This is a genomic window from Priestia sp. TSO9, assembly GCF_021029645.1.
Classification (GTDB): domain Bacteria; phylum Bacillota; class Bacilli; order Bacillales; family Bacillaceae_H; genus Priestia; species Priestia megaterium_E.
On sequence record NZ_JAJEKD010000016.1, the window covers coordinates 101477 to 118448 of the forward strand.

At 39.9% G+C, this 16972-nt stretch carries 15 protein-coding genes and 1 other RNA gene; 5 read left to right on the forward strand and 11 right to left on the reverse strand.

Annotation, left to right across the window (positions count from 1 at the left end):
- Nucleotides 1-10 precede the first annotated feature (10 nt).
- Complete coding sequence (gene mobA, locus LJC66_RS25455) at nucleotides 11-580, forward strand: molybdenum cofactor guanylyltransferase (RefSeq protein WP_230933776.1); 570 nt, start codon at nucleotides 11-13, stop codon at nucleotides 578-580.
- A 12-nt stretch (nucleotides 581-592) separates the two neighbouring features.
- Here the strand turns inward: mobA and moaA are convergent, their stop codons facing one another.
- The 3 genes from moaA to LJC66_RS25470 all read right to left on the reverse strand — a co-directional run bounded on the left by moaA (nucleotide 593) and on the right by LJC66_RS25470 (nucleotide 2813).
- Nucleotides 593-1609, reverse strand: coding sequence for a GTP 3',8-cyclase MoaA (moaA, locus tag LJC66_RS25460; protein WP_230933777.1), 1017 nt, complete (start codon nucleotides 1607-1609; stop codon nucleotides 593-595).
- Between the two features lie 46 nt (nucleotides 1610-1655).
- Nucleotides 1656-2402, reverse strand: a complete 747-nt coding sequence (fdhD, locus tag LJC66_RS25465) for a formate dehydrogenase accessory sulfurtransferase FdhD (RefSeq protein ID WP_372586393.1) — start codon at nucleotides 2400-2402, stop codon at nucleotides 1656-1658.
- A gap of 66 nt (nucleotides 2403-2468) precedes the next feature.
- Nucleotides 2469-2813: a Na-translocating system protein MpsC family protein gene (locus LJC66_RS25470; protein WP_013085380.1), complete on the reverse strand. Its 345-nt coding sequence runs from the start codon at nucleotides 2811-2813 to the stop codon at nucleotides 2469-2471.
- A gap of 364 nt (nucleotides 2814-3177) precedes the next feature.
- Between LJC66_RS25470 and fdhF the strand changes: the two genes are divergently transcribed.
- The 4 genes from fdhF (at nucleotide 3178) to modB (ending at nucleotide 8194) form a co-directional block, all read left to right on the forward strand.
- Complete coding sequence (fdhF, locus tag LJC66_RS25475) at nucleotides 3178-6117, forward strand: formate dehydrogenase subunit alpha (protein WP_230933778.1); 2940 nt, start codon at nucleotides 3178-3180, stop codon at nucleotides 6115-6117.
- Nucleotides 6118-6128: 11 nt separating this feature from the next.
- Nucleotides 6129-6608, forward strand: coding sequence for a helical membrane plugin domain-containing protein (locus LJC66_RS25480; RefSeq protein WP_230933779.1), 480 nt, complete (start codon nucleotides 6129-6131; stop codon nucleotides 6606-6608).
- A gap of 124 nt (nucleotides 6609-6732) precedes the next feature.
- Nucleotides 6733-7530 carry a molybdate ABC transporter substrate-binding protein gene (modA, locus tag LJC66_RS25485; protein WP_230933780.1) on the forward strand — a complete coding sequence of 266 codons (798 nt, stop codon included), beginning with the start codon at nucleotides 6733-6735 and terminating at the stop codon, nucleotides 7528-7530.
- A gap of 7 nt (nucleotides 7531-7537) precedes the next feature.
- Nucleotides 7538-8194, forward strand: coding sequence for a molybdate ABC transporter permease subunit (gene modB / locus LJC66_RS25490; protein ID WP_195695731.1), 657 nt, complete (start codon nucleotides 7538-7540; stop codon nucleotides 8192-8194).
- A 130-nt stretch (nucleotides 8195-8324) separates the two neighbouring features.
- Here modB and ssrA read toward each other — a convergent pair.
- The 8 genes from ssrA to tpiA form a co-directional block, all read right to left on the reverse strand.
- Nucleotides 8325-8686: a transfer-messenger RNA gene (gene ssrA, locus LJC66_RS25495) on the reverse strand.
- A 137-nt stretch (nucleotides 8687-8823) separates the two neighbouring features.
- Entirely contained in the window at nucleotides 8824-9291 is a 468-nt protein-coding gene (gene smpB, locus LJC66_RS25500; RefSeq protein WP_013059694.1) for an SsrA-binding protein SmpB, read from the reverse strand.
- Between the two features lie 151 nt (nucleotides 9292-9442).
- Nucleotides 9443-11785 carry a ribonuclease R gene (gene rnr, locus LJC66_RS25505; RefSeq protein ID WP_013059695.1) on the reverse strand — a complete coding sequence of 781 codons (2343 nt, stop codon included), beginning with the start codon at nucleotides 11783-11785 and terminating at the stop codon, nucleotides 9443-9445.
- A 38-nt stretch (nucleotides 11786-11823) separates the two neighbouring features.
- Nucleotides 11824-12564, reverse strand: coding sequence for an alpha/beta hydrolase (locus tag LJC66_RS25510; RefSeq protein ID WP_013059696.1), 741 nt, complete (start codon nucleotides 12562-12564; stop codon nucleotides 11824-11826).
- Between the two features lie 267 nt (nucleotides 12565-12831).
- Nucleotides 12832-13065 (reverse strand): preprotein translocase subunit SecG, encoded by a 234-nt coding sequence (secG, locus tag LJC66_RS25515; RefSeq protein ID WP_013059697.1) that lies wholly within the window; start codon nucleotides 13063-13065, stop codon nucleotides 12832-12834.
- A gap of 208 nt (nucleotides 13066-13273) precedes the next feature.
- Nucleotides 13274-14569, reverse strand: a complete 1296-nt coding sequence (gene eno / locus LJC66_RS25520; RefSeq protein WP_195695730.1) for a phosphopyruvate hydratase — start codon at nucleotides 14567-14569, stop codon at nucleotides 13274-13276.
- 24 nt (nucleotides 14570-14593) lie between these two features.
- Nucleotides 14594-16126, reverse strand: coding sequence for a 2,3-bisphosphoglycerate-independent phosphoglycerate mutase (gpmI, locus tag LJC66_RS25525; RefSeq protein WP_195695729.1), 1533 nt, complete (start codon nucleotides 16124-16126; stop codon nucleotides 14594-14596).
- Nucleotides 16126-16881: a triose-phosphate isomerase gene (tpiA, locus tag LJC66_RS25530; RefSeq protein WP_013059700.1), complete on the reverse strand. Its 756-nt coding sequence runs from the start codon at nucleotides 16879-16881 to the stop codon at nucleotides 16126-16128. Before tpiA ends, gpmI begins: the two co-directional genes overlap by 1 nt.
- Between the last annotated feature and the right edge of the window lie 91 nt (nucleotides 16882-16972).

Below are 16972 nucleotides of genomic sequence, written 5' to 3' on the forward strand. Positions count from 1 at the left end.
TATTTAATAAATGTCCATTGCCGGCATTGTATTAGCAGGAGGAAAATCTTCTCGCTACGGTCAACCAAAAATGTTTGAAACCTATAACAAGAAATCATTTTACGAATATAGTATAGATGCATTAAAAGACAATCACGTCACACCTATACTGGTGTCTACCAACCAAGATTTACTCCCTTATTTTCAAAGAAAGGATGTGGCATTTGCAGTTGAAAAATGCCCGTATCAAGGACCTTTATATGCAATTCATCACGCTTTAACTGCCATCGATTGCTGCGCTGAATGGTTCTTTATTCTTTCTTGCGATATTCCTTTTATTAATGCTGAGTTTGTTCATCACATGATCACACTGACTCAAACGGACTCACCTGACATTGTTCTTCCTGTTCAGCCTGATCACATTCACCCGCTTCTAGCAATCTATCACCGTAGAACGCTTCCTCTTATTGAACAACTCGTTACACAAGGTGAAAGAAGGCTTACGCAATTATTGAATCAGACAAACGTCCTTCGCGTGCCTTTTTCAGCAGAAGATCCCACTTTTATAAATGTGAATCATCGCAGTGATTGGCACGTATAAAGCTTTTTTGAATTATCCACCAATATGGGACATTTCCACTTTTTCAGCGCCTTGGACCTGTCTTCCGTTAGCTCGTTCGGCTGAGTAACGATCTTTCCGATGATTCCAGATATCAGAAATCGTGTCACAAACAGTATGATCAGATGCTTCTGATCGTATCAGTTTGCGGAGGTCATATCCTTTTGACGCGAACAAACAGGTATAGAGCTTTCCTTCAGCCGATACTCTTGCGCGTGAACAAGTGGAACAGAATGAATCTGTGACAGATGAAATGATACCAATTTCCTCTTCTGTCCCGACGTATCGATACCTGGTGGCTACTTCCCCCGTATAATGAGGTGGAATTTCTTCAAGAGGCATTTCTTGTCCAATTATATCCAGAATTTGTTTCTTTGTTATAACCTCATCCATTTTCCATCCGTTTGCATTTCCAACATCCATATATTCAATAAAACGCAGCGTATGTTTTTTGTCTTTAAAATATTGGGCCATCGGAAGAATATCTTGCTCATTCTTACCTTTTTGAACAACCATGTTTATTTTGACTGAAATCCCCACAAGAGCTGCTGCTTCTATTCCTTCTAATACTCGTTTTACGCTTCCTCGGTTTCCATTCAGCTCTTGAAATCTCACTTCATCAAGTGAGTCTAAGCTAACGGTCACTCTTGATAATCCCGCTTTTGATAAGGCTTCTGCATGCTTCTTTAACAGTGAGCCGTTTGTTGTTATCGCAATATCATCTATACCCTCAATTTGCTTCAGACGATTGATTAGATCTGGCAAGCCTTTTCTTAGCAGCGGCTCTCCTCCCGTTATACGCACTTTTTTTACTCCTAGCGATGCGAATAATCTAGTGAGTCTCTCTAATTCATCAAACGAAAGAATGTTTTCGGCAGGTAAAAATGGATAGTCTGCCCCAAAAATTTCTTCAGGCATACAATATCGACAGCGAAAGTTACAGCGATCTGTTACTGACAAACGCAAGTCTCGTAAAGGACGCTTTAAAGTATCAACTATAGCGTATGACATCTGCCTCATCTCTCCTCTCTCTAGCTGTCAGCTTCTCCACAGCAGATTAACTCTCTTTTAAAATTCTTTCCGGGCATGTATAAATATTCAACGAATCATTTCGAATAAACCCTACCGTTGTAATTCCCAATTCTTCTGCTAGATTTAAAGCAAGTTCAGTCGGAGCAGATTTTGAAAGAACCACTTCACACCCGATCTTCGCTACTTTCAACAAAATTTCTGACGAAATACGGCCGCTGAAAACGACTACTTTATCTCTAATTGAAATATGGTGTTTTAAGCAATACCCGTATAGTTTATCTAGAGCATTATGCCTGCCAATATCCATTCTGCTAAGCATAAAGCCATTTTTATCACAAATAGCAGCGTTATGAACGCCACCCGTTTCTTGAAACGTAGCAGCAGATTGCTGCAGCTTATTCATCAATTGAAAACAATCCTTAATTGAAAGTTCTACCGATATATCATTCATTTTTTTAGCAGTCAGCGCATCATTTATAAAGACAAACCCTTGTCTGCTCGCCCCGCAGCAAGACGTGATATATCGTTTATTTTGAAGGTTTTGAAAATACGGGTTTAATTTATCTATTGTAACATGAACATACCCTTCTTTTTCTTGAACCCATATGTTTTTAATGTCTTTATATGCTCGAATAACCCCTTCAGATGCTAAATAGCCAATGACCATATCTTCAATGTATTGTGGGCTACATACCATCGTGACAAACTCTTCCTCATTAATTTTCACAGTCACAGGAAACTCCGTTACGATTTTATCTTCTACGCTTTCCATTTGACCATTTTTAAATCTAAGAACTGTACGCTTCTTAACGGTCGAGTTCATGTGATGTCTCCTTTTTCAAATAATGTTTTTATCAAAAACGAATACGGAAACCGCTATATTTTCTTTTATTTTCATATCTGAAAATAAATTAACCAACTTTGCTCCTACCAATTCTTCTAGCCCTTCCGGCGGATTCGATGCATATACATCTTGGATCATTTTTGTTCGAGCTAGATGAACCATGTCACATCCTTCAGCAGTGCTTGCAATAAATGTTTCTGTCGGAGTTAAATTTCCATACAGTGTTGAGACAGCCATATTTTCAACAAAAACCGTATGTATTCTTTCCGGTCCTTTTCCAAATAAATCTTTTCGAAGCTTCCGAATAATATCATTAAATTCATGAATAGTTTTTGACATAATCAACGCTCTCCCACCGATTAAAATTAAATTGTGCATTTTATTCCTACAGTTTTTTTATCATAAATCAACACTTCAAAAAATAAAAGCCTAAAATCTTTGCAGCAAAACTTTTGAAGAGAGTTGGGTATTTAAAAAAGTTGTGCATTTAAAAACGTAGCGATATAATTATAAATAACCGAGATGGAATAATAATAATGAATTGTTATTACTCTATCACTTTTTCTTAACGATATAAATGGGCCGGATTGGCATATTAGTAAGACCTGCTAGTAAACTATTCCACCATGATTGCACTTCCCTTATTTGATTAGGCGTGTGTATTCATGGTGGTTTTTTGTTTTTATATAAAGGAGGAAAACAAATGAGTCGTGAAACCATCACTGTTCATATAAATGGTAACGAATACAAGGCAGCTTCAGGCTCTACTATACTCGAAATTATTAATCAGCAAAGTATTGAGCACCCTCAGATTTGCTATGTGCCTGAAGTGGATCCTATTCAAACTTGTGACACATGTATTGTTGAAATGAATGGCGAGTTAGTTCGTTCTTGTTCTACCAAAGCTGAAAACGGCATGAAGATTGAATTACAATCAGCACCCGCAAAAGCGGCACAGACGGAAGCAATGGATCGTTTATTAGAGAATCATTTGCTATACTGCACCGTTTGCGATAATAACAATGGAAACTGTAAATTACATAACACAGCCGAAATGATGGAGATTGAACATCAAAAATACCCCTATACGCCAAAGGCCTCAGAGAATGAAGTCGATATGTCTCATCCCTTCTACCGTTATGACCCTAATCAATGCATTGCTTGTGGACAATGCGTAGAGGTTTGTCAAAATCTTCAAGTTAATGAAACACTCTCTATCGACTGGGAAGCGAAACGCCCCCGCGTTCTCTGGGATGACGGTGTAGCAATCAATGAATCTTCTTGTGTGAGCTGCGGTCAATGTGTAACAGTATGCCCTTGTAATGCATTAATGGAAAAATCCATGCTTGGAGAAGCTGGATTTATGACTGGACTTCCAAAAGACGTTTTAAATCCAATGATTGATTTAGTTAAAGAAGTAGAACCTGGATACAGCGGAATTTTTGCTGTTTCAGAAGTAGAAGCAGCTATGCGCGAAACACGCACAAAAAAAACAAAAACTGTCTGTACATTTTGTGGAGTGGGATGTTCATTTGAAGTGTGGACAAAAGGCCGTGAAATCCTTAAAGTTCAGCCTAGCTCTGATGCTCCCGCAAATGCTATTTCAACCTGTGTGAAAGGAAAATTCGGCTGGGATTTTGTAAACTCTGAAAAACGTATTACTAAGCCTTTAATCCGAAAAAATGGCGCATTTGTAGAGTCGTCATGGGAAGAAGCCCTCGACTTAGTAGCAAGCAGGTTAAGCTCTATCAATCAGCAGTATGGACATGGATCAGTTGGTTTTATCTCTTCTTCCAAGATTACAAACGAAGAAAACTATGTTATTCAAAAGCTGGCTCGCCAAATGTTTGAAACAAATGACGTAGACAACTGCTCTCGCTACTGTCAGTCTCCTGCAACTGATGGATTATTCCGAACAGTGGGAATGGGAGGCGATGCCGGCACGATAAAAGACATCGCAAAAGCTGGACTGGTTATCATCGTTGGAGCTAACCCTGCTGAAGGTCACCCTGTATTAGCAACTCGTATCAAACGCGCGCACAAACTTCATGACCAAAAACTAATCGTCGCGGATTTGCGCAAAAACGAAATGGCTGAACGCTCTGACATTTTTATCAGTCCAAAGCAAGGTACGGACCAAGTATGGCTAATGGCTGTAACAAAATACATGATTGACCAAGGATGGCACAATGAAAAATTCATCCAAGAAAACGTCAACTATTTTGAAGACTTTAACTCTTTGCTTGAAAAGTACACGCTTGAATATGCTGAACAAATCACGGGTATTCCAGCAGCAACGCTCATTCAAATAGCTGAAATGATTCGAGACGCCGATGGAACCTGTGTGCTGTGGGGCATGGGCGTAACGCAAAATACGGGAGGCTCTGATACATCAGCAGCTATCTCAAACCTGTTGCTTGCTACTGGAAACTATCGACGCCCTGGAGCAGGTGCTTATCCGCTCCGAGGCCACAATAACGTCCAAGGAGCATGTGATATGGGGACTCTTCCTGCTTGGCTTCCAGGCTATCAGCACGTCACAGACTCAGTCGCCCGAGCGAAATTTGAAAAAGCATACGGTGTAAAAATTAAAGACAAGCCAGGGCTTGATAATATTCAAATGCTGCATTCAATTGATGAAGGAAAAATGAAGGCCATGTACCTTGTCGGAGAAGATATGGCTCTTGTTGATTCAAATGCTAACCACGTACACGAAATATTATCAAATTTAGATTTTTTTGTCGTCCAAGACATTTTCCTTTCGAGAACGGCTCAATATGCTGATGTTGTACTCCCTGCTGTTCCTTCTCTTGAAAAAGACGGAACGTTTACCAATACGGAGCGACGTGTCCAAAGATTGTATCAAGCATTACCAACGCTCGGTGATTCAAAGCCTGATTGGTGGATTGTTCAAGAGATTGCCAACCGCTTAGGCGCGAACTGGACGTATACACATCCTGGTGATATCTTTGCAGAAATGGCTAGTCTATCACCCCTATTCAGCCAAGCCAGCTACGAAAACCTTGAAGGCTGGAATAGCTTCTTATGGGGGAGCTTAGAGGGAAAAAGCACGCCGTTACTTTACGTCGATGGATTTAATTTCCCAGATAAAAAAGCGCGCTTTGCTTTATCACATTGGGTACTTCCTGCCGAATTCCCAGAAGAATATGATCTACACATTAATAATGGAAGAATGTTAGAACATTTTCACGAAGGGAATATGACTAATAAATCGAGCGGCATCCAATCAAAAGTACCAGAAGTATTTGTAGAAATTTCACCTCAGCTTGCCAAGGAGCGTGAAATTAAAGAAGGTTCGCTTGTCAGATTAATCTCACCGTTTGGAGCAGTAAAAGTACAGGCATTAATTACAGAGCGAGTAAAAGCAAATGAACTGTATCTTCCAATGCACTCTGTTCATAAAGATTCGGCTATTAACTTCTTGACGGGACCTGCAGTCGACCAACGAACAAATACGCCGGCTTACAAACAAACAAAAGTACGGATGGAAGTATTAAGTAAAGGTGGCGAAACGCCTTTACCGTCTACAAATCCGCGTAATAAAAAACGTCATCCTCAAAATGGGGTCGAGGTTCAGCGTAAATGGAACCGTCCTGGCTACGTCCATTTAACAAGTAAATAGGAGGAGAAAAGATGGCACAACCTATTACAGAAATTAAGAAACCTCTTCTAAGCGAGGAAGAAGAAAAACAACAAAAATTAGAAGATTTAACTTCTCTGCTGGCAGATAATGAAGAAGCGTTGAACCGTATTCTCGGTATTGTTGGCGAACTTAACGACATGGGTGTTCTTGAAGCTGCTGATTCAATGATTCAAGCAAAAGAAAAAATCTCAAAAATTGCGCTTGATCAAATTTCCAGAGAACCGGTAACCAATTTAATTAATACTCTTATGGGTGCAAGCAGCGGTTTGATGAAGGCAGATCCAGAGGTAACCGCTAAACTTGTAAATAGCGCAACGGCTGGTATGAACGAAGCGAATGAATATGTAAAAACAGGAAAAAAAGTAAGTGCATTAGCTCTTATAAAAGCGCTAAACGATCCAGATGTCAATCGTGCAATTGGATTTGGGCTTCACTTTTTAAAAGGAATGGGCAAAGCGTTGGAAGAATAAATGAAGCAGCGACTTGAAAGTTTTCCCCTTTCAAGTCGCTGTTTTCTTTTTAGGAAGTCAAATTTTAAATGAACGTGATATAGTTATACTAAATTGCTTTACTACAACTAATTGAGGTGACACGATGCAACAATACTTTAAACCTTTATTCGCACTATTATTTTTAATTATGTTTACTGCTGCTTGTTCGAACGAAACAAATACAGATCAATCCGCAGCTCAGCACAAAAACATCAGCTTAACGATATCCGCTGCGGCCAGCTTAAAAGATGCGCTCACTGATATTCAAAAGCAATATGAAAAAAAGCATCCAAATATAGACTTAAAATTTAATTTTGGAGCTTCAGGGTCGCTGCAGCAGCAAATTACAAACGGCGCACCTGTTGATTTATTTTTTTCAGCCGCGGAAGACAAGTTTGATGCACTAGTAAAAGCAGGAGCTATCTCCAAGAAAAATGGTACTGACTTGGTTGGCAATGACCTTGTGCTTATCGTGCCAAAGAATAATACGTCTGCTATCACAAATTTTGAAGATCTATCAAAGCCGACTGTTCAAAAAATTGCACTTGGAATACCAGAATCCGTTCCTGCCGGACAGTATGCGAAAGAGACTTTTGAGCACATGAACCTCTGGAAAAACATTGAGCCAAAAACCGTCTATGCGAAAGACGTACGCCAGGTACTTTCCTATGTGGAGACAGGAAACGTTGAAGCTGGGGTGGTTTATAAAACCGATGCCTTGATTTCAAAAAAGGTGAAGATTGTCGCTACTGCAGAGAATAGCACTCACAAACCAATTGTATATCCTTTAGGCGTTATTAAGGATTCGAAACATCCACAAGAAGCAAAAGCTTTTTATCAATTTTTACAAAGTAAGACGGCTCTTGACACTTTAAAGAAATACGGTTTCACTGCAAATTGAGGCCGCTATGATTCAAGAATTTTTATCTCCTCTTCAGCTATCGCTTAAAATTGCATTAGTAGCAGGATTTGTCGTTATTATTTTAGGCACTGTTATAGGAAAACTGTTATCCAGGAAACACTTTAAGGGAAAAGTGATGATTGAAACGGCGTTAATGCTCCCGTTGGTGCTCCCTCCGTCCGTTGTTGGATTTTTATTGATTGTCATATTCGGGAAACAGAGCCTGCTCGGCCGGGCAATTGAATGGGTCTTTCAACAACCTGTTATTTTCACATGGTGGGCGGCTGTTATTGCATCCGTTGTCGTTGCGTTTCCGCTTATGTATCAATCTGCCAAAACAGGCTTTCAAGGCGTAGATTACGAAATTGAAGACGCAGCTCGAGTAGATGGTGCAAGCGAATGGACAGTCTTTTTCTTTATTTCCATCCCTTTAGCTTCTAAAGCCATCGTAACAGGAGGAGTGCTAAGTCTGGCAAGAGCACTCGGAGAGTTTGGAGCCACTTTGATGTTTGCTGGTAATATTCCAGGTGAAACACAAACTGTTCCTACCGCTATCTACGTAGCGATTGACTCTGGAAACATGAATCTCGCTTGGCTATGGGTTATTTCAATCGTCTTTCTTTCCTTTCTTATGCTGCTTTTTGTTCAGCTTAAACAAAAGTAAAAGGATGTCTCTTTGTGTAAGAGACATCCTTTTTACATACATCATAAATTAAAAAGGAGCTAATCAAATGCAGAACATACATTTGATTAACTCCTGTTATAAGTAAGGTAAACCACCATACAATATGTATTGGTGGAGACGGTGGGAGTCGAACCCACGTCCAGAAATATCGCCACTTAAGCGTCTACGAGTGTAGTTGGCATATTAATCATTCGCGAGCTGTTCTGCCTACCAACAGGCGTCCCAGTCGCTAGTCTGATTATTCTCTTCCTTCGTCCTCAGACGGCGAACTCCGGCGTAGCCCACTTAAAGTGAGTCCCTTACCCTACCACATGGGCGATGGAGGGAGGAACCGCTAAGCTACTATTATGCAGCTAAAGCGAAGTTATTGTTAGATTTGCCAGTTATTATTGGCGTTGATGTTTTAACGAGGCCATCTCCTCGACTCGCAACCTAAGCTCGAACTACCCCTGTCGAATCCGTAACGTCCCCATATAAAAGGGAGTCGGAATGTGTAAGAAAAAATCTTACATCAGATAGCGACTTCAGTGTGCAAAATGAAATCTAACTGATAACAATACTTATTATATCACAAAATGAGCATTTTGCAATTGTAAGATTTTGTAATGTTACATCTTTTGACGATCACGAAATGCTCGTTCGATATCGCGCTTCGCTTCTTTTCGCTTCAAGTCTTCACGCTTGTCATATTTCTTTTTACCCTTACCAAGCCCTAGTAAAACCTTTGCGTATCCATTTTTTAAATACACTTTTAAAGGAACTAATGAATAACCCGTTTCTTTTGAATAGCCAATTAGCTTGCTGATTTCACGCTTATGCAGCAATAACTTTCGTGTACGCAACGGCTCATGATTGTATCGATTTCCTTGTTCGTAAGGACTAACGTGCATATTGTGTAGAAATACTTCTCCGTTTTGCACACGAGCAAAAGAGTCCTTTAAATTTACACGCCCATTACGAATTGATTTTATTTCCGTTCCTTGTAGAACAATACCCGTCTCATATGTTTCTTCAATAAAAAAGTCGTGGCGGGCTTTTTTGTTTTGTGCAATTAATTTCCCTTCACCTTTTGGCATAAAACGTTCCTTCCCTTCAGCCGTACTTACGTATATGTATGATATTATGTATCATTTTACTGTATGGAAATCTAAACAACAACTAAAACGTTTAATGGAGCTGTTTTGAAGCAGAAGGAATACCCTTCTGCTTCACTGCTGTCGATTTCGATTATTTGCGCTTTTTCTTTTTGCGCTTAACGTTTGGGGCACCCTCGAAGAATCTCTTTTTCTTTTTCTTCTTTGGCTTTTGAGTAGACCACTCTTCATTTTTGCTTCGGCTGCCCTCGCGACCTTTTCCTTTATCATCTTTGCGTGACTTTTGTTTTGCTTTAATCACTTTAGGACGGTCTTTAGATAAGCGTTTGCGACTTTCTTTCATTCCTACAATAATAAAATCAACTGAACGCTCGTCTTTATTCACATCGGCAACTTTCACTTCAATTTCGTCTCCAATTCGGAAGACATTACCCGTTTTCTCTCCAATCATCGCATAGTGACGCTCGTCGTAACGATAATAGTCATCTGTTAAGTCACTGACGTGAACTAAACCTTCAATCGTATTTTCTAGCTCCACGAACATTCCGAAGTTAGTAACAGAGCTAATAATACCATTAAATACTTCCCCAACTTTATCAGCCATAAACTCAGCTTTTTTCATATCGTCCGTTTCTCGCTCAGCGTCAACTGAACGACGTTCCATATTAGAAGAATGCTCAGCAACATCAGGCAGAAGCTCGCGCCATTTTTCTTGCGTTTGCTGATCTGTTTTTCCTTCAATTAAATACGTGCGAATGAGACGATGAACGATTAAATCCGGATAACGACGGATTGGAGACGTAAAATGCGTATAGAACTCAGCTGATAAACCAAAGTGGCCTAAACTTTCTGCTTCATATTTCGCTTGTTTCATCGAACGAAGCATAACAGTTGAAATAACCATCTCTTCAGGCGTACCTTTTACTTCTTCTAAAATATCCTGTAGCGCACGCGGATGAATATCGTTTCCTGTTCCTTTCACCGTGTAACCAAAGTTTGTAATGAACTCTAAGAAACGAGTAAGCTTCTCTGCATCTGGATCTTCATGAATACGATAAATGAACGGTACGTTCATCCAGTGAAAATGTTCTGCTACTGTTTCATTCGCCGCTAGCATAAATTCTTCGATTAGCTTTTCAGCAACCGAACGTTCACGCAAAATAACATCGTGGGGATGGCCATCATCGTCTACTAATACTTTTGCTTCTTTGAAATCAAAATCAATGGCACCGCGATCCATTCTTTTTTTACGAAGAATAGCTGCCAGCTTTTCCATACGCTCAAACATCGGAACGATTGGCTCGTAGCGTTCTAACACTTCTTCGTCTTTATCCACTAAGATTTTGTTAACGTCTGAATACGTCATTCGTTCTGTCGTTTTGATGACACTTTCAAAAATCTCATGTTTTACTACTTCACCCTGTGGATCGATTTCCATCTCACAAGAAAGCGTAAAACGGTTAACTTTTGGATTTAATGAGCAAATTCCATTAGATAAACGGTGAGGAATCATCGGAATAACTCGGTCTACTAAATAGACGCTTGTTCCGCGCTCTGCTGCTTCTACATCAATCGGAGAACCTTCTTTAACGTAGTGACTTACATCTGCAATATGGACGCCTAATTTGTAGTTTCCATTTTCAAGCTCTGTAACCGTTACGGCGTCATCCAAATCTTTTGCATCTGCTCCGTCAATGGTTACAATAACTTGATCACGAAGATCGCGGCGGTTGCCGATATCTTTTTCGTCAATCGTTTCAGGTGTATCAATTGCTTGTGTTAAAGCATCAGCAGGAAATTCTTGAGGAAGACCGTGCTTATGGATAACAGAAATGATATCAATACCCGGATCGTTTTTATGTCCAAGAATTTGAACCACTTTTCCTTCTGCGTTCATGCGGCCTTCCGGATAGGTTGTCAGTTCTACTACTACTTTATGGCCTTCAACTGCACCGTTTCTTGCTGCTTTGGGAATAAAGATATCACCTGCAATTTTTTTGTCATCCGCAATCACAAAGCCAAAATTTTTGCTTTGCGTATACGTACCTACAATTTGCTGGGTACCTCGTTCTAAGATTTTTACAATGGTTCCTTCACGACGAGCACCTGATGATTCTGATGACACTCTTGCAAGCACAATATCTCCGTGCATAGCATTGTTTGTTTCAGTAGGGGGAATAAATACATCACCCGCATCTTTTTCTTCAGGAACTACGAACGCAAACCCTTTTGCATGTCCGCTTACTTTCCCTTTGACAAAATTCATTTGTTCCGGCAGCCCGTAGCGATCGTTTCTTGCTCGGATAATTAAACCCTTCTCTTCCATAATAACAAGTGCCTTCACAAACTCTTTGAATGACTCTGCATCCTCAGTATTAAATTCTTTTGCAAGCTCTTGGACAGTCAAAGGTTTGTAATTATCCCTTTTCATAAAATCCAATATTTCATTTATATAGGGCTGATTTTCTTCTTTCACATCATGTCCCTCCTTTTTCTTTATTCGTATTATCTCTATCACCAATCAAGTGATTCCAAAAATGCATATACATCCTCGTGAAGCTGATCACGCTCTTTATCAAAGGTAATGGTATGACCAGATTCTTCGTACCATTTTATATCTTTTGTAGGAGACTCGACGCTATTATAAATAATATTGGCGCTGTCTGTATTAATCATATGATCATGACGACCTTGTACAACAAATGTCGGTGCATAAATCATATCAACTGAATTTCGCACTTCAGCGATTAATTCCTGTAAAGACTTTAATGTGTTCATTGGTGTTTGCTTGAACTCTTCCATTTCTTGTTCAATCTGTTCAGACGATTTACCTTCACGCTTTTTATATTCGCGTGCATACGCTAAAACACCTTCATACATGACTTCTTCACTCTTTATATACATAGGGGCGCACATAGGCACAATACCCTTTATAGGTACAGTGTAACCTAATTTCAGTGAAAATACGCCACCTAGTGAAAGACCTACAGCGGCAATACTTTCATGACCTTTGCTTTTCAAAAACTCATAGCCGTCCATGACATCTTTCCACCAATCTTTTGGACCAGTATGAACAAGTTCTTCAGGGGCTACGCCATGTCCTTTGTAATGAGGTGCGTGGCATGTGTATCCTTTTTTCTCTAAAAAACGACCTAACATACGAACGTCAGCAGAATTTCCGGTAAAACCATGAAGTAATAAAACAGCTTTTTCGCCGCCTTCAAATGTAAATGGCTTTGGTTGTGCAATTTTCATATATCATTTAACTCCTTTTAGTTATAATATCTGCAGTCCTAATAGAAAAAAACATGTATTTATGTGACGGTCATCACATAACAAGAGATGTGGCCGTCCACTTTTACGCTTTTATACTATATTTAGTACTTTTTTCTAAAGGTATATTATATCATTACTTAAAAATGAAATTAAAGTATTCAACACGCCCATTAAAAAACCACCTAATACATAAGTTGGTATACACCAAGTACATATGCATTAGGTGGCAGTCTATCCAGTAACATATTAAAGTTTGAAATAAGATACAGCAAGTGTTAACACAAAGAATAAGATAGATAACACTACTGTCAAACGGTGTAAAACTAAGTCAATTCCACGTGCTTTTTGTTTCCCAAATAACGTTTCAGCTCCACCGGAAATAGCTCCAGATAATCCAGTAGTTTTACTTGATTGTAAAACGACCACAACAATCAAAGCAATTGAAACAATCACTAGCAAAGTAATCAGCAATGTATGCACTAAGACACACCTCCTACACCAAGTAATAGTCAATCAGCGGGGTTTCTTCATCCCTTCTGATTGGCATTACCGGGGATAAAGTACGCGCACTACGCTAAGGTTAATTTATCATAAAAAACCCTCTCATACAAGTAATGGCAGTGAAATACACCGGATTTTAACGTAAAAAAACGGATGACAATCGTCATCCGTTTTTTATACTTTCAACTTATTTTTTTAAGTTGTAGAAAGATTTAGCGCCATCGTATACAGCTAAAACACCTAGCTCGTCTTCGATGCGTAGTAATTGGTTGTATTTCGCAATACGATCTGTACGGCTCATAGAACCAGTTTTGATTTGACCAGCGTTTGTTGCAACAGCGATATCAGCGATTGTTGCATCTTCAGTTTCACCAGAACGGTGAGAAACTACTGCTGTGTAACCAGCACGTTTAGCCATTTCGATAGCTTCGAACGTTTCAGTTAATGTACCGATTTGGTTAACTTTGATAAGGATAGAGTTACCTACGCCTTGTTCGATACCTTGAGCAAGTTTTTTCGTGTTTGTTACGAATAGATCGTCACCAACAAGCTGTACTTTTCCGCCAATGCGCTCAGTTAATAGCTTGTGACCATCCCAGTCATTTTCGTCTAAACCGTCTTCGATTGAAACGATTGGGAATTCGTTAACTAACTGCTCGTAGAAATCTACCATTTCAGCAGAAGTTACGCCTGTACGGCCTTCGCCTGCTAAATCATATTTACCAGTTTCTTTGTTGAAGAACTCAGAAGAAGCTACGTCCATACCTAATTGGATGTCTTTACCAGCTTCGTAACCAGCTTTTGTGATTGCTTCTACGATTACTTCTAATGCTTCACGGTTAGAACCTAAGTTAGGAGCGAAACCACCTTCGTCACCTACAGCTGTGTTTAAGCCTTTAGCAGCTAAAACAGATTTTAACGCGTGGAATACTTCAGCACCCATACGGATTGCTTCTTTGAATGTAGGAGCTCCTACAGGTAAGATCATGAATTCTTGGAAGTCAACGTTGTTATCAGCATGAGAACCACCGTTGATGATGTTCATCATTGGAGTTGGTAATTGCTTAGCGTTGAATCCACCAAGGTAACGGTATAATGGAAGACCTACGAAATCAGCTGCTGCGTGAGCTACTGCCATAGATACACCAAGAATAGCGTTGGCACCTAATTTACCTTTGTTTTCAGTACCGTCTAACTCGATCATAAGGCGGTCGATACCGATTTGATCAGTTACGTCCATACCTACTAATTCAGGAGCGATAATTTCGTTTACGTTTTCTACTGCTTTTAATACACCTTTACCTAGGTAGCGAGATTTGTCACCATCGCGTAATTCTACTGCTTCGTATTCACCAGTAGAAGCACCACTTGGTACTAAAGCGCGTCCGAAAGCGCCTGATTCAGTATATACTTCAACTTCAACTGTTGGGTTACCGCGAGAATCTAATACTTCGCGTGCATAAATGTCAAGAATTGCTGGCATTTTAAAACTCTCCTTTATAATTAATTATTTAATTAATGTTTTACCTGTCATTTCTTTTGGCTGTGCTACCTCTAGAAGAGTAAGCATTGTAGGAGCTAGATCTCCTAGAATACCGTCTTCACGAAGCTCTAAGCCTTGTTTGGTTACGATTACTGGAACAGGATTCGTTGTATGAGCCGTCATTGGATTACCTTCAAGCGTAATCACTTCATCAGCATTACCATGGTCTGCTGTGATGATTGCTGTACCGCCTTTAGCTAAAATTGCATCTACGATTTTGCCTAAGCACTCATCTACTGTTTCAATCGCTTTTACCGTTGGTTCTAACATACCTGAATGGCCTACCATATCAGGATTTGCAAAGTTTAATAAAATAGCGTCTTGCTTATCGCCTTCGATTTCTGCAAGCAACGCGTCCGTCACTTCATAAGCACTCATCTCAGGTTTCAAGTCATATGTTGCTACTTTTGGTGAATCGATTAAGATACGTGTTTCACCAGGAAACTCTGCTTCACGTCCACCGCTCATAAAGAACGTTACGTGAGGATATTTTTCTGTCTCGGCAATACGAAGCTGCTTTAAGTTATTTTGAGATAATACTTCACCAAGCGTGTTATCTAAGTTATTTGGCTTAAAGGCTACATATCCGTCAACTGTTTCGCTAAAGTGAGTTAAACATACAAAATGTAAGTTTTTCGGATGTTTTTCACCGCGATCAAATGAACGGAAATCTTCGTTTGCGAACGTATTTGAAATTTGAATTGCGCGATCTGGACGGAAGTTGTAGAAAATAACTGCATCTTCGTCTTGAATTGTCGCAACTGGCGATCCGTCTTCTTTTGTAATAACAGAAGGTAAAACGAATTCGTCATAGATTCCATTTTCATACGAATCTTTTACGCACTCTTCAGCGCTTGTATATGATGGACCTTCGCCGTACACCATTGCGCGGTATGATTTCTCTACGCGCTCCCAGCGTTTGTCGCGGTCCATTGAGTAGTAACGTCCTGAAAGTGTTGCAATTTCACCAACGCCGTACTCTTCAATTTTTTCATTAAGTTCTTTTAAATACGTTTCAGCAGATTGAGGTGCTACGTCACGACCATCTAAGAAGCCATGAATGTAGACTTTTTCTAAGCCTTCACTCTTAGCTAGACGCAATAATGCATATAGATGTTCGATATGACTGTGTACACCGCCATCAGATAAAAGCCCGAAAAGATGAAGGTTTGTGCCCTTTTCTTTTGCGTGCTTTACAGCTGCTAGAAGCGTTTCGTTTTGTTCAAACTCGCCTTCACGAATTGCTACGTTTACACGAGTTAAGCTTTGGTACACAATTCGGCCTGCGCCGATGTTTAAGTGACCTACTTCAGAGTTACCCATTTGGCCTTCTGGTAAGCCTACAGCTTCTCCAGACGCCTGAAGTGTAGCATGAGGATACTCGTTCCAGAAACGGTCGAAGTTTGGTTTTTTTGCATGTGTTACCGCATTACCTTTATCTTCATCGCGTAATGCAAAACCATCTAAGATGATTAATGCTACTGGCTTTTTACTCATTACTTACCAGCCTCCAAAAGCTGTAAGAAAGAATCTGCTTCTAAGCTTGCTCCACCTACTAAAGCTCCGTCAATGTCTGATTGAGACATATATTCTTTGATATTAGCAGGTTTTACGCTACCGCCGTATTGAATACGTACAGCATCTGCAACATCTTGAGAGAATTGTTCTGCAACAACGCTACGGATGTATGCACAAACTTCGTTTGCACCTTCAGCAGTTGAAGATTTACCTGTACCGATTGCCCAGATTGGCTCATATGCGATAACCGTTTGTTTTACTTGCTCATCAGTTAGACCAGCTAATGCTTTTTGTACTTGATTAGCTACAACTGTTTTTGTTTGATCTTGTTCGTACTCTTCGTTTGTTTCACCGCAGCAAACGATTGGTGTTAAACCGTGTTTGAATGCAGCAATTGTTTTTTGGTTTACTGTTTCGTCCGTTTCAGCAAACATTTCACGACGCTCAGAGTGTCCTAAAATGACATAGTTCACACCTAAGTCTGCTAAAGCAACAGGGCTCACTTCTCCAGTGAACGCACCGTTTTCTTCAAAGTGCATGTTTTGTGCACCAATTTTTAAGTCTGTGCCTTTAGTCGCTTCTACTAAACGATCTAAAAATAGTGCAGGTGCACATACTACTGATTCTACGCTTTCAGGAGATGGTACTGCTCCTTTTACTTCTTCAACAAAGCTAGTTGCTTCAGAAAGTACTTTGTTCATTTTCCAGTTTCCTGCAATAATTGGTTTACGCATGTATAACACCGTCCTTTGTTTATTGTGGGTTTTCCCTTCACGCGTCAGATGTCCAAGAGGGTGCTGTTAAAAGTGATTCGGTCCCTTTTAT

What these genes read in the sequence shown, in the direction of transcription:
- mobA (WP_230933776.1), top strand. Translation starts at nt 11, where the DNA reads ATGTCCATTGCCGGCATTGTATTAGCAGGAGGAAAATCTTCTCGCTAC.
- moaA (WP_230933777.1), bottom strand. Translation starts at nt 1,609, where the DNA reads ATGTCATACGCTATAGTTGATACTTTAAAGCGTCCTTTACGAGACTTG.
- fdhD (WP_372586393.1), bottom strand. Translation starts at nt 2,402, where the DNA reads ATGGAAAGCGTAGAAGATAAAATCGTAACGGAGTTTCCTGTGACTGTG.
- LJC66_RS25470 (WP_013085380.1), bottom strand. Translation starts at nt 2,813, where the DNA reads ATGTCAAAAACTATTCATGAATTTAATGATATTATTCGGAAGCTTCGA.
- fdhF (WP_230933778.1), top strand. Translation starts at nt 3,178, where the DNA reads ATGAGTCGTGAAACCATCACTGTTCATATAAATGGTAACGAATACAAG.
- LJC66_RS25480 (WP_230933779.1), top strand. Translation starts at nt 6,129, where the DNA reads ATGGCACAACCTATTACAGAAATTAAGAAACCTCTTCTAAGCGAGGAA.
- modA (WP_230933780.1), top strand. Translation starts at nt 6,733, where the DNA reads ATGCAACAATACTTTAAACCTTTATTCGCACTATTATTTTTAATTATG.
- modB (WP_195695731.1), top strand. Translation starts at nt 7,538, where the DNA reads ATGATTCAAGAATTTTTATCTCCTCTTCAGCTATCGCTTAAAATTGCA.
- smpB (WP_013059694.1), bottom strand. Translation starts at nt 9,291, where the DNA reads ATGCCAAAAGGTGAAGGGAAATTAATTGCACAAAACAAAAAAGCCCGC.
- LJC66_RS25510 (WP_013059696.1), bottom strand. Translation starts at nt 12,564, where the DNA reads ATGAAAATTGCACAACCAAAGCCATTTACATTTGAAGGCGGCGAAAAA.
- eno (WP_195695730.1), bottom strand. Translation starts at nt 14,569, where the DNA reads ATGCCAGCAATTCTTGACATTTATGCACGCGAAGTATTAGATTCTCGC.
- gpmI (WP_195695729.1), bottom strand. Translation starts at nt 16,126, where the DNA reads ATGAGTAAAAAGCCAGTAGCATTAATCATCTTAGATGGTTTTGCATTA.
- tpiA (WP_013059700.1), bottom strand. Translation starts at nt 16,881, where the DNA reads ATGCGTAAACCAATTATTGCAGGAAACTGGAAAATGAACAAAGTACTT.